Source organism: Allobosea sp. AK1 (genome assembly GCF_006714945.1).
GTDB classification, from domain to species: domain Bacteria; phylum Pseudomonadota; class Alphaproteobacteria; order Rhizobiales; family Beijerinckiaceae; genus Allobosea; species Allobosea robiniae.
Window position 1 is genome coordinate 1,125,120 of sequence record NZ_VFMG01000001.1, and the last position, 12,011, is coordinate 1,137,130.

Annotated in this window: 11 protein-coding genes; 8 read left to right on the forward strand and 3 right to left on the reverse strand. The window is 66.6% G+C overall.

Annotation, left to right across the window (positions count from 1 at the left end):
• Positions 1 to 29: 29 nt before the first annotated feature.
• Together FHT98_RS05770 and FHT98_RS05775 are read right to left on the reverse strand one after the other, a co-directional pair.
• Complete coding sequence (locus FHT98_RS05770; RefSeq protein WP_210244333.1) at positions 30 to 2,378, reverse strand: xanthine dehydrogenase family protein molybdopterin-binding subunit; 2,349 nt, start codon at positions 2,376 to 2,378, stop codon at positions 30 to 32.
• A gap of 259 nt (positions 2,379 to 2,637) precedes the next feature.
• On the reverse strand, positions 2,638 to 3,651 hold the full coding sequence (locus FHT98_RS05775; protein ID WP_142113039.1) for an amino acid ABC transporter substrate-binding protein: 1,014 nt from the start codon (positions 3,649 to 3,651) through the stop codon (positions 2,638 to 2,640).
• Between the two features lie 270 nt (positions 3,652 to 3,921).
• Here FHT98_RS05775 and FHT98_RS05780 point away from each other — a divergent pair, with 270 nt between their 5' ends.
• From FHT98_RS05780 to FHT98_RS05805, 6 genes are read left to right on the forward strand one after another with little or no spacing between them, the layout of a single operon-like run.
• Positions 3,922 to 4,548 carry a glutathione S-transferase family protein gene (locus tag FHT98_RS05780; protein WP_210244335.1) on the forward strand — a complete coding sequence of 209 codons (627 nt, stop codon included), beginning with the start codon at positions 3,922 to 3,924 and terminating at the stop codon, positions 4,546 to 4,548.
• A complete protein-coding gene (locus FHT98_RS05785) occupies positions 4,541 to 5,746 on the forward strand; it encodes a CaiB/BaiF CoA transferase family protein (RefSeq protein WP_142113042.1) in 1,206 nt (401 codons plus the stop codon). Before FHT98_RS05780 ends, FHT98_RS05785 begins: the two co-directional genes overlap by 8 nt.
• Positions 5,747 to 5,757: 11 nt before the next feature.
• The gene (locus FHT98_RS05790) at positions 5,758 to 6,372 is read left to right on the forward strand and encodes a carboxymuconolactone decarboxylase family protein (RefSeq protein ID WP_142113044.1); all 615 of its coding nucleotides are present in this window, start codon (positions 5,758 to 5,760) and stop codon (positions 6,370 to 6,372) included.
• Positions 6,365 to 7,240 (forward strand): amidohydrolase family protein, encoded by an 876-nt coding sequence (locus FHT98_RS05795; protein WP_210244337.1) that lies wholly within the window; start codon positions 6,365 to 6,367, stop codon positions 7,238 to 7,240. Before FHT98_RS05790 ends, FHT98_RS05795 begins: the two co-directional genes overlap by 8 nt.
• 36 nt (positions 7,241 to 7,276) lie before the next feature.
• On the forward strand, positions 7,277 to 8,056 hold the full coding sequence (locus FHT98_RS05800) for an enoyl-CoA hydratase/isomerase family protein (RefSeq protein WP_142113048.1): 780 nt from the start codon (positions 7,277 to 7,279) through the stop codon (positions 8,054 to 8,056).
• Positions 8,057 to 8,836 carry an enoyl-CoA hydratase-related protein gene (locus FHT98_RS05805; RefSeq protein WP_142113050.1) on the forward strand — a complete coding sequence of 260 codons (780 nt, stop codon included), beginning with the start codon at positions 8,057 to 8,059 and terminating at the stop codon, positions 8,834 to 8,836.
• Positions 8,837 to 8,839: 3 nt separating this feature from the next.
• Here the strand turns inward: FHT98_RS05805 and FHT98_RS05810 are convergent, their stop codons facing one another.
• Positions 8,840 to 9,559 (reverse strand): GntR family transcriptional regulator, encoded by a 720-nt coding sequence (locus FHT98_RS05810; protein WP_244511988.1) that lies wholly within the window; start codon positions 9,557 to 9,559, stop codon positions 8,840 to 8,842.
• 198 nt (positions 9,560 to 9,757) lie between these two features.
• Between FHT98_RS05810 and FHT98_RS05815 the strand changes: the two genes are divergently transcribed.
• Positions 9,758 to 11,227: an aromatic amino acid ammonia-lyase gene (locus FHT98_RS05815; protein WP_142113052.1), complete on the forward strand. Its 1,470-nt coding sequence runs from the start codon at positions 9,758 to 9,760 to the stop codon at positions 11,225 to 11,227.
• A gap of 100 nt (positions 11,228 to 11,327) precedes the next feature.
• The gene (locus tag FHT98_RS05820) at positions 11,328 to 12,011 is read left to right on the forward strand and encodes a GntR family transcriptional regulator (protein WP_142115685.1); all 684 of its coding nucleotides are present in this window, start codon (positions 11,328 to 11,330) and stop codon (positions 12,009 to 12,011) included.

The window sequence follows — 12,011 nt, forward strand, 5'->3', positions numbered from 1 at the left end:
GGTCGAGCCCAGCGCGGGCGACGTGACCGCTATCGCGCGTGAATGGCCCGCCAGATCGCCTGCGGCGTCGCCGGCATGTCGATATGGCGCACGCCATGGGGCGAAAGCGCATCGACGATCGCGTTCATCACCGAAGGCAGCGAACCGGCGCAGCCGGCCTCGCCGCAGCCCTTGGCACCCACCGGATTGGTCCGCGTCGGCACGCCTTGGCTGATGAAGGAGAAGAACGGCACGTCCGCAGCGCGCGGCATCGCGTAATCCATGTAGGACCCGGTCAGAAGCTGGCCGTTTTCGTCATAGGAGGTCATCTCGCAGATCGCCTGGCCGATGCCCTGCACGACGCCGCCATGGAGCTGTCCCTCGACGATCATCGGGTTCACCAGCACCCCGAAATCATTGACCATGACATAGCTGGCAATCTCGACATGCCCGGTCTCCGGGTCGATCTCGACCTCGGCGATATGGCAGCCGTTGGGATAGGCCGAGGGCGCCGCCTTGAAGACGTGGTCGACATCGAGCGTCTTGGGCAAATCATCCGGTAGCGCCGCGCCCGCCTGAAGCTTCCGCACCAGCTCCATGATGCCGATCGAGCGATCGGTTCCGGCAATGCTGAAGCGGCCCTCGGTGAATTCGATATCGGCGACAGCCGCTTCAAGGAAATGCGCGCTCAGGAGCTTGCCCTTCTCGATGACGCGCTCGCTCGCCTCGATGATCGCCGAGCCGCTCGCCATGATCGATTTCGAGCCGCCGGTGCCACCGCCCGCGATCAGACGATCGCTGTCGCCCTGCACGAGCCTGATCCTGTCGAAGGGCACGCCGAGCTGGCTGGTCAGGACCTGGGCGAAGGGCGTCCAGTGGCCCTGCCCGTAATCGAGCGTCCCGGTGACGATGGTGACCGTGCCGTCCGGCTCGAAATGGATGCCGCCCATCTCGTTGCTCGGCGGAGCGGTGACCTCGAGATAGCAGCCGATGCCGCGGCCGCGCAGCTTGCCGGCCTTGCGGCTGGCGCGTTCGCGCGCGCGGTAGCCCTTCCAGTCGGCCGCCTGCAGCGCCCGCGCGAAGAGCGCCGGGAAATCGCCGCTGTCATAGACCGTCCCGATCGGGGTCTTCCACGGCAGTTGGGCGGGCGCGATCAGGTTGCGCTGCCGGAGGACGGCCGCGTCGATCCCCATCTCGCGGGCGGCGCTGTCGACCAGCCGCTCCATGAAGTAATTGCCCTCGGGGCGCCCGGCCCCGCGATAGGCCCCGATCGGCGCGGTATTGGTGAGCGCGCAGCGCGTCTGCACCTCGACCAGCGGCGTGCGATACATGCCGACGCTGTTCTTGCCGACATTCGACGTCGCCATCATCGGGCCGGGCGGCGAGAGATACCCGCCCATATTGCCGAAGCCGGTGAAGCGCGTGGCGAGGAAGCGCCCGCGCGCATCGAGAGCGAGCTCCGCCTCGAACGCCATGTCGCGGCCGTGATGGTCGGAGACGAAGCTCTCGGAGCGCTGGTCGGCCCATTTCACCGGCTTCTTCAGGAGCCGCGCCGCATGCAGCAGCACGACATATTCCGGAAACACCGCCGACTTCATGCCGAAGGAACCGCCGACATGGCCGGTCACCAGGCGCATCCGCTCCTGCGGCACGCCCATCGCCGCGGCGAGGTTGTTGCGCATGCCGAAGGCGCCCTGGCTCGGGGCATGGAGCGTGTAGCGCTTCGCCTTGCGGTCATAGGTTCCGATCGCCGCGCGCGGCTCGATCGGGTTCACGACGATGCGGTTGTTGACGATCCGCACCCTGGTGACATGCGCAGCCTCCGCAAAGGCCGCCGTGACCTTGCCGGCATCGCCGAAATGATAGTCGATGACGAGATTGCCGGGAACGTCGTCGAAGAGCTGGGGCGCACCGGGCGCAAGCGCAGCCTCGGCCGATGTCACCGCGGGCAGGATGTCGATATCGAGCGACACGGCCTCAGCCGCATCGCGGGCCTGCAGTGCCGTGCGGGCGACGACCATGGCGACGGGGTCGCCGACGAAGCGAACCTTGTCTCCCGTCAGCGCGTGCCGGACCGGCTTCCTCATGGCTGTGCCGTCGCGGCTCGACAGGTCGACCTGGCATTTCAGCGCGCCATAGCCCTGGCCGTCGAGGTCGGCGGCGGTGTAGATCGCGACGACACCCTTCATGGCTTTCGCGTCGGCCGTGTCGATGCCGCGAATGATGCCATGCGCATGGGGGCTGCGGACGAAGGCCGCGTGGAGCTGGCCATCCAGCGACAGATCGTCGGTATAGCGCCCTTCGCCGCGCACGAGGGTCGCATCCTCCTTACGCGGCAGCGACTGGCCGATCCCCGCATTGACCGCCGGACGATCGGCCTGAGAAACATGCATGTTCATCGCAAGGCACCGCAGTCGAATGAAAGCCGAAGCGGCGCTCTGAGCGGATCAACAGGGAGCGCCTCGGCCTCGTGCGGGCACCGCCGCGTTATTCAGCCGCGATACCCAACTGTGGTGATCATAGGCATCCTGAAGCGCATTGGCGCCTGTGTTCGCGGCATAGCGCCATTGACCCTGGCGTAGCCCGGCGGCGACCGAGAGGCATCGTCGCGGGACGCTGTTCCTTTACCGATTCCGAAATCGCCAGGGATCATCTTCGTCAGCGAACAGGCGGAGCGTATTGCAGGCCGCCTTTCGACCAGAGATTGTTGGCGCCGCGCGGAATGCCAAGCGGCGATGACGGCCCGAGATATTTCTCATAGCTCTCGCCGTAATTGCCGACCTGCTTGACGATCCGGTAGGCCCAGTCCTTGGTCAGCCCGAGCCCCTCGCCGAGATTGCCGTCGACCCCGAGGAAGCGCTTGATCTCGGGATTGGCCGATTTCAATTGCTCGTCGGCATTGGCCGAGGTCAGGCCCAATTCCTCGGCATTGACCATCGCATAGTGGGTCCAGCGGACGATATTGGCCCAGGCTTCGTCGCCGCGACGAACCGCCGGCCCGAGCGGCTCCTTCGAGATGAGTTCGGGCAGGATCACGAAGTCCTGTCCGTTGGCGACCTTCAGGCGATAGGCATAGAGCGCCGACGCATCTGTGGTGAAGACGTCGCAGCGGCCGGTCTCGAACGCCTTGATGGCCTCGTCGCCCGAGGCGAAGCTCACCGGCTCGTATTTCATGCCGTTCTTCTGGAAGAAGTCGGCGATGTTCAGTTCGGTCGTCGTGCCGCCCTGGACGCAGACGGTCGCGCCGCCCAGGTCCTTCGCCGATTTGATCCCCATCGACTTTTTGACCATCAGCGCTTGCCCGTCGAAATACGTGATCGCCGAGAAGGACAGGCCGAGCGTCGTGTCGCGCGACAGAGACCAGGTGGTCTGGCGCGAGAGCACGTCGACCTCGCCCGACTGCACGACCGCGAAGCGATCCTTCGGGTTGAGCGAGATGTATTTGACCTTCTTGGCATCGCCCAGGACCGTCGCGGCAACGGCGCGGCACAGATCGACATCGAGCCCGCCCCACTGCCCCTGCGCATTCGGCAGCGAGAAGCCGGGAACGCCCGGGCTCGTTCCGCAGATCAGCTCACCGCGCTCCTTGACCTTCTCCAGCGTGCCAGCCTGCGCCACCGCAGTCGATGCCAGAATCACGGCTGCCCCGAAAACAAACTGCAGTGCCTTCATCGTCCCCTCCCGATTATTCTTTAAAGGTCATAAGACTAGCCTATTGGCGAGGGATGCCGCCGTCAACTGGGGCGCAGGGGTGGCTTCTGCCGCACCTCCATCCAGCACGCGGGAAAATTTGCCAAACAGGGCGGCATTTGCCCGATTGACCTCGCCGCAAGCGACTGAACAGGCCCACGCCGTGGCCGCGCTCGACAGGCAGGCATCTGATCGCTATGGGTCATAAAGCTGACTTAACAAGCCGACGCCTGTCCAGGCGGGGAGCATGCAATGGGCGATATGACACTTCACTGGTCGCCGCGATCGCCTTTCGTGCGGAAGGTGATGGTGGCCGCGCATGAGCTCGGCCTCGTCGATCGTTTGACGCTGCGGCGCACGGTCGTCCAGATGACGAAGCCGAACCCGGACCTGCTGCCCGACAATCCGCTGAGCAAGATCCCGACGCTGGTCCTGGCCGACGGCGCGGTGCTGATCGATTCCGGCCTGATCTGCGAATATCTGGATTCACTCGCCGGCGGCGGCATCATCATCCCCGCCACGGGGCCGGAGCGCTGGAAAGAACTCAGCCGGCACGAACTCGCCACCGGGTTTCTCGACCTGCTGATCCTCTGGCGCAACGAGCGCAACAAGCCCGCGGAGAAGCAGACGGCGGAGTGGCTGTCGAGTTTCGCCGCCAAGGCGTCGGCCTCCCTCGCGCGCTTCGAGAGCGAAGCCGGCCTGATCTCCCCGGGGCCACTGCAGCTATCGGGAATCGCGCTCGGCTGCTGCCTGTCCTATCTCGATTTCCGCTTCGAGGATCTCGACTGGCGGGCGAGCCATCCCCGGCTCGCGCAATGGCATGGCGAATTCCGCCAGCGCCCCTCCGCGATCGCCACCGAGGTCAGGGACGATGGCTGATATCCAGCGCCAGGGCCCCCTCAGCCATGTCCGGGTCCTCGATCTCAGCCGCATCATGGCCGGTCCCTGGGCGACGCAGATTCTCGCCGATCTCGGCGCCGACGTCATCAAGGTCGAGCGCCCCGGCGCCGGCGACGACACGCGCGCCTGGGGGCCACCCTATCTCAAGGACGCGGCCGGCAACCCGACCAGCGAGGCCGGCTACTACCTCTCGGTCAATCGCGGCAAGCGCTCGATCACCGTCGACATCACCAGCGCGAAAGGGCAGGACATCGTCCGCCGGCTGGCCGCCACGAGCGATATCGTCGTCGAGAACTACAAGGTCGGGACGCTCAAGCGCTATGGTCTCGACTACGAGGCGCTCAAGACGATCAATCCGCGCCTGATCTTCGCTTCGGTGACCGGCTTCGGGCAAAGCGGTCCTCGCAAGTCGGCGGCGGCCTATGATTTCGCGATCCAGGCCATGGGCGGCCTGATGAGCGTCACCGGCGAGCGCGAGGGCATGCCGGGCGCCGGGCCGCAGAAGGTCGGCGTTCCCATCGTCGACCTGATGACCGGCATGTATACGGCGGTCGGCGTGCTCGCGGCGCTGGTCCGGCGGAACGAAACCGGCAAGGGCGACAATATCGATCTCGCCATGCTGGACGTGCAGACAGGTTTCCTCGCCAACCAGGCGATGAACTGGCTGGTCTCGGGCCGCCCCCCCGTGCGTGGCGGCAACCGCCACCCCAACATCCAGCCCCAGGACGTCTTCCCCTGCGCCGACGGCTTCATCGTCCTCGCCGTCGGCAATGACGGGCAGTTCGCCAAGCTCTGCGAGGCCTTGGGCGAAGCGCAATGGGCACGCGATCCGCGTTTCGTCACCAATCCGGCGCGCGTGACCAATCACGGTCTGCTCGACCCGTTGCTGCGCGCCGCTTTCGGCCGCTTCGACCGCGACGCGCTCATCGCCGCGCTCGATGCCGCCGGCGTTCCCTGCGCGCCGATCAACACGGTCCCTGAGGTGTTCGACGATCCGCAGGTCAGGCATCGCGGCATGCTGCGCCGCCTGCCCCATCCGCTCGCCGGCACGGTTCCGCAGGTCGTCAGCCCGCTGAACTTCGCGAACGAGCCGCTCGCTTTCGACCGTCCCCCGCCCTTGCTCGGCGAGCATACCGACGAGATCCTCCGTGACATCGGCCTGGCCGAGCAAGCTTGATGGAAGACAGAATGGAGCGCCTCCACCTCCCGGCCGTCGACGAGCTGACGCCCGATCAGCGCAAGGTCTATGACGAGGTCGTTTCCGGGCCGCGCGGGCGGCTGGTCGGGCCGCTGCGGGCCGTTATCCACAGCCCGGAACTCGCCACGCGCTGGTCGAGGCTCGGCGAATTCCTGCGCTATTCGACATTGCTGCCGCCGAAGCTCAACGAGCTCGCCATCATCGTCGCCGGCCGCCACTGGAACAGCCAGCTGGAATTCTACATCCACGCCGAGGCGGCGAAGGTCGCCGGCCTTGACGCCGCCAGCATCGAGGCCATCCGGCAGGGCCAGGCGCCGGTCTTCGTCGCGGACGAGGAGCGGGAGGTCTATGAATATGCCCGCCTGCTGCTCCAGACCGGCACCGTTCCCGACGACGTGCATGCCGCGATCGTCGCGCGATGGGGAGCGCGCGGCGCGGTCGAGCTAACAGGCGTGATCGGTTACTACACGATGGTGTCGATGACGCTGAACGCGCATGGAATCCCGCTGCCGGACGGAGCGGCTCCGCCCCTGCCCAAGCTGCAGGACGGGCCGACACGCTTGCCCGCCTCCCTGCGGGTGGCCGAGGACATCAGCCGTGACTGAGACCGTCCTCCCGAGATCGCACCGCCCTCCCGGCTGGACGCTGCCGGCCGGAGCCTGCGACTGCCACGCGCATGTCTTCGGCCCCTATGAGCGCTTTCCCGTGTCGCACCGGATGCATTACGCGGCGCCCTTGGCACCAGCGGCAGCGCATCGCGGCATGCTGGAGCGCATCGGCCTGACCCATGGCGTCCTCGTCCAGCCCGGCGCCTATGGCGAAGACCCTTCGCCGATCCTCGACGCCCTCTCGCAAGGTGGCGGGCGCCTGCGCGGCATCGGCGCCGCGAGCGAGCGGGTGCCGCAGGCCGATCTCGATGCCTGGGACGCGGCGGGCATCCGGGGTTTGCGTTTCAACGACATGACGGTGCCCGGCGGAACGGGCCCCTTCCCCGGATCGGTCGGTACCGAGGCTCTCGCCGCCTTGGCTCCCGGCATGCGCGAGAGGGGCTGGCATGCTGAAATCTGGGCCGGGATCGACCGGCATGTCGAGAACCTGCCGCTCTACCGCGCCAGTGGCCTCCCGATCGTGCTGGACCATATGGCGGGCCTGCAGATCGCGCGCGGGCTGGACGATCCGTCGTTCAGGATGATCCTCGACGCGCTTCGCGAAGGCTGGCTCTGGATCAAGCTCGTCCTGTGCCGCTGCTCTCAGGATTTTCCGGATTATGCCGATGCCCGGCCGTTCCATGATGCGCTGATCGAGGCCAACCCGGAGCGGGTGATCTGGGGCTCGGACTGGCCGCATCTTCGCCTGGCCGAACGCGCTCCCGATGTCGGGCATCTGCTCGACCTGTTCGCCGAATGGGTTCCGGATGCCGGGCTTCGCCAGCAGATCCTCGTCGACAATCCCCGCAAGCTCTACGGGTTCTGATGCTGGCCCGAAGCCGCGTTCGTTACGGAGTTTGAAATGACCAACACCCCCGAAACCCTGACCGTCAGCGTCAGCGATTTCGTCGCGACGGTGACGATCGACCGGCCGCCGGTCAACGCGCAGAACCGCCAGTTCCGGGAGGAGATCGTCGCCGTCTTCGACAGCCTCAGCGACCGCTCCGACGTGCGCGCGATCGTGCTAACCGGCGCCGGCAAGACCTTCTCCGCAGGGGCCGACCTGAAGGAACGCCCCGGACTTGCGGAGGAGCCGGGCGCCTATCCCCGCCATAACCGTCTCGTGCGCGCGTCCTTCGATACGGTGATGGAATGCTCCAAGCCCGTCATCGCCGCGGTCAATGGCGCGGCAATCGGCGCGGGCTGCGTGCTGGCCCTGTGCTGCGACATCATCCTCGTGGCGGAGGAGGCTTTCTTCGCGATGACGGAGGTCGATGTCGGGCTGGCCGGCGGCGTCAGCCATGTCAGGCGCTTCTTCCGGGAATCCGATGCGAGGATGCTGATCTATACGGCGCGCCGGATGCGCGGCGCGGAGCTCTACCGCATGGGCGTCGCCTCGGACTGCGTCCCGGCCGAGCGCCTGCTCGGACTGGCGCAGGAGATCGCGCGCGAGATCGCCTCGAAAAGCCCTTCGGCCGTCCAGGCGGCCAAGCGATCCTTCAACGTCACCGAGGGACTCGAACTGCGCGACGGCTATCGCTTCGAGCAGTCGCAGACCGTAGCCTTGGCGTCCTCCGAGGATACCAAGGAGGCGCAGCGCGCCTTCGCCGAAAAGCGCAAGCCGGTCTTCGGAGGCGGCTAGATGGATTCGACTGAAGCCGTCGCCGTCCGCCACGCATCCGATGGCGTCGCGGTCATCACGCTGAACCGGCCGGAGCGCCGCAACGCGCTCAATCTCGACATCAAGGCGCGCATCGCCGACGCCATCCTGACGCTTGAGGCCGACACGAGCCTACGCGTCATCGTCCTGACCGGTGCCGGCGGCTATTTCATAGCCGGCACGGATATCGCCGAAATGGAGCCGATGAGCCCGGCCCAGCATCAGACGCTCGCGACCGACCGGATGTTCACGGTGCTCAGGCGCTGCCCGAAGATCCTGATCGCGGCCGTCGAAGGCTATGCGCTGGGCGGCGGCTGCGAGACGGCACTCTGCTGCGACATGATCGTCGCCGGCGAAGGCGCCCGTTTCGGCCAGCCGGAAATCCGCGTCGGCATCATGCCCGGCGCCGGCGGTACGCAGCGCCTGCTGCGGGCCATCGGCAAATACCGCACCATGAAACTCGCGCTGACGGGAGAGCCGTTGACCGCGACCGAAGCCTTCCAGGCGGGCCTGCTCTCGGAGATCGTGCCTGACGGCAGCGCTCTCGACCGTTCGCTAGCCATCGCCACGACGGTGGCTTCGATGCCGCCGCTCGCCGTCCAGGCGATCAAGGAGGTCGTGCAGCTCGGGCAGGATGTACCCCTGGACACGGCGCTCGCGCTGGAGCGCAAGGCCTTCGTCCAGCTTTTCGACACGCAGGACCAGAAAGAGGGAATGCGTGCCTTTCTGGAAAAGCGCCCGCCCGAGTTCAAAGGACGGTGATTCCTACCGCAGCTTCACGTCGAACTTGACGACATCCCCGCGGTAGATGCCCTTCGCATCGAGCACCAGCACGCCATCCTGATCCAGGGCCTGCCGGTGGACGAAGGCGACCGGGGAATCCAGGGAAATCCCGAGCGCCTCGCTGGTCTCGATATCCGCCGTGCCGATGGTCAGCGTCTGGCGCGCATCCGCGATCTCGACGCCCTCGACTTCGGAGATCAGGCGCAGGGCCGTTTTCGATTCGAGGTCGCGCTGGGCGATGCGGTCGCGGAGCCGTTCGTCGATGTGGAGATCGGCCAGAAGAAAGGGCTGCCCATGCCGCCAGTGACGGCGCCGGACATGGCGATAGGCCGGGGCAAGCGTCCCGATCTGCTCTTCGAAGGCATGGAGGACCCTGTCGGGCTCGTCATGGAGGATCTCGATCGTCGCGTCGTAGCTCGGGCGCAGCAGGCCCGACCAGTCCGTCCCGACCGCGCACCACAAATTCTCCGCCGGGCGCTTGCGCACGAATGTCCCGCGCGCGCGGTAGCGTTCGATCAGCTGGTCGTCTTCGAGCAGGTCCAGCGCCTGACGGATCGTCGCCCGCGCCACGCCGCATTCGGTGGCGAGCTCGTCGACGGTCGGAATCTGTGCGCCGACCTGCCACTGCCCGGCCTCGATCCGGCGCCGGAACAGCGTGGCGAGCTGATGATAGCGGGAAATACCGGACCGTTTGAAATCCAACGGCTTCGAAGAAACGCTGCGGACGATCATGCGGCTCCCGATCAGGCTTGCGACAATCGGCAGGCTACCCCAACAACCGGCGGTTGACGAGCCGCAGGCGCATCATTAATCCGATGAACTAGATTATTGTCCTTTTCATCGATCGCGCCTGCGCCGCCTGCGCACTCCGATCGCAGATTGCCGCCAGGACGGATCATCATGCAGAACGTCGTCGACATCTCCGGCCAAGGCCTGACTCCGGCAGAGGTCGTTCAGGTCGCCCGGTCCGGGGCGCGTGTGGCTCTCACGCGAGAGGCGGTCGACCGCATCGGCAGCGCGCGCGCGGTCGTCGACGAGGTCGTCCACAAGGGCGAGAAGATCTACGGCGTCACCAGCAGCGTCGGGGCCAAGACCGGCACGATGCTGGCTCCAGACAAGATTCCCGAATTCAACCGCCGCCTGCTCCTGACCCATAACATGGGGCACGGCCCCCTCGCCTCGCACGAGACCGCGCGGGCCATGATGGTCGTGCTGCTCAACAGCATGGCGACCGGCTATCTCGGCGTCAGGCCGGTGATGGCCGACAGGCTGGTCGAGGCCCTGAACGGGGATCGTCAGGTCGATGTCCACCTCTGGGGCTCGATGGGCCAGAGCGACATGTCGCCGATCGCGGACCTGGCGCTGGAACTCTACAAGGACCATGAATTCGCGGCCGGCGAGGCGCTCGCCCTGCTGAATTCCAGCGCGCTGTCGATCGGCACCGCGGCCCTCGCCTTCCACGATCTCGAGCGCATGCTCGATCTCGCCACGCTGGCCGGCGCGTTCAGCATGGAGGGGTTTGCGGCCAATCCGTCGATCGTCTCGGAAGCCGCGCTGAACTCGCGTCCCTTCGACGGCGTGCTCCGCCATGGCCGCGCGATCCGGGCATATCTCGATGGCAGCTACCTGATGCGAGCCGGCGGGCCGCGCCATCTTCAGGACCCGCTGAGCTTCCGTTCGCTGCCGCTGATCCATGGAACGGCCGCCGACAGCCTCGCCTTTGCGGGTCGGCAACTCGCGATCGAGCTCGGCGCCAGCCAGAACAACCCCATCGTCGCCATCGAGCAACGCCAACTGGTCTCGGTCGCCAATTTCGACATGGTGGCGCTCGCGATGGCGCTCGATATCGCCCGGCTCGCCATGGTGCCCGTCGTCACCAGCTCGACGGAGCGGCTGGCCAAGCAGGCTGATTCATTCTGGTCGGGCCTGAGCGTCGGCCTGATCGAGGAGGACGGCGTCGGCCTGCCGGGCTTCAACGGCCTCGCGCAGTTTCACAAATCCATCACCTCCGAGGCGCGGCTTCTCGGCGCCCCTGTCGTCAGCGAGCTCGCGAGTTCGAGCCATTCGAACGGCAATCTCGATCGGGCGAGCATGGCCGGTCTCGCGGCGCGCCGGACGGCGGAGATGGCGACGCTTTGCCGCTCGATCTTCGGGATGGAATTGATGGTGGCGGCGCAGGCCGTCGAGATGCGGAAGGCCAGTCCGCTCGGCACTGTCACCGGCCGATTGTTCACCTTCGTTCGCGAGGGCGTCCCCTATGCCGGCGCGGGACAGCGCGTGCCCCATGCCGGGGCCTTCCTCGATCACCTCGCCGCAAACGAAGCCGAGATCGATCGCCTCATCGAAGCCGGCATGGCGGCGGCCCGCTAGAGCCTGCTTCCGTTTCGGGCCTCCACTAGGCCGCACCGCGCCGGAGCGTGTTGACAGGCTTTGTATCCTGGATACCATTCTCCCGATCTTGGAGAAACCGATGGACCAGGTGCTCGAATGGCGCAGCCAGTCGCGCCTTCTCGATGAGGTGGCGCAGGCCTTGCGCGAGCGCATCTATGCCGGGGTCTATGCGCCCGGCGCGACGCTCCGGCAGGAGCGAATCGCCACCGAATTCGGGATCAGCCGGACGCCGTTGCGCGAGGCGTTTCGGGTTCTGGAGCGCGACGGGCTGGTCGTGAACAAGCCGGGCAGCGGCGTCAGGGTCGCCACGGCCGATCTGCCGAAGCTGCTGGACGCCTACGCCGTGCGCGAGGCGATGGACGGCGTCGCGGCGCGCAACGCGGCCGAACGCGCGACATCGGGCGAAATCGCGAAACTGGCGAAGCTGGTCGATCTGCAGAAGAAGCAGATCGCCGACTGGAACCCGAGCGCCTATTCCCAGTCGAATGTCGATTTTCACCTGGCAATCATCGGCGCGGCCCGGAACGCGTCGCTGGCCACCCTCGTACCGCTTCTGCACCTGACGTCTCAGGTGTTCGCGCCGGCCTTCGCGCTGTCGAGCGAGCGGGCGAGCGCCGCTGTGGCCGAGCACAGCGAAATTCTCGACGCGATCCAGCAGCGCAAGCCTGACGAAGCCGAGCGCGTCGCGCGAGCTCACATCCATGCGACGGCTGTCCGCCTCAAGGCGCAGCTTGCCGAACCACAAACCCGTATCGAGGCCTGA

Coding starts and splice junctions, on each gene's coding strand:
- FHT98_RS05770 (WP_210244333.1), bottom strand. CDS start 2,378: ATGAACATGCATGTTTCTCAGGCCGATCGTCCGGCGGTCAATGCGGGG.
- FHT98_RS05775 (WP_142113039.1), bottom strand. CDS start 3,651: ATGAAGGCACTGCAGTTTGTTTTCGGGGCAGCCGTGATTCTGGCATCG.
- FHT98_RS05780 (WP_210244335.1), top strand. CDS start 3,922: ATGGGCGATATGACACTTCACTGGTCGCCGCGATCGCCTTTCGTGCGG.
- FHT98_RS05785 (WP_142113042.1), top strand. CDS start 4,541: ATGGCTGATATCCAGCGCCAGGGCCCCCTCAGCCATGTCCGGGTCCTC.
- FHT98_RS05790 (WP_142113044.1), top strand. CDS start 5,758: ATGGAGCGCCTCCACCTCCCGGCCGTCGACGAGCTGACGCCCGATCAG.
- FHT98_RS05800 (WP_142113048.1), top strand. CDS start 7,277: ATGACCAACACCCCCGAAACCCTGACCGTCAGCGTCAGCGATTTCGTC.
- FHT98_RS05805 (WP_142113050.1), top strand. CDS start 8,057: ATGGATTCGACTGAAGCCGTCGCCGTCCGCCACGCATCCGATGGCGTC.
- FHT98_RS05815 (WP_142113052.1), top strand. CDS start 9,758: ATGCAGAACGTCGTCGACATCTCCGGCCAAGGCCTGACTCCGGCAGAG.
- FHT98_RS05820 (WP_142115685.1), top strand. CDS start 11,328: ATGGACCAGGTGCTCGAATGGCGCAGCCAGTCGCGCCTTCTCGATGAG.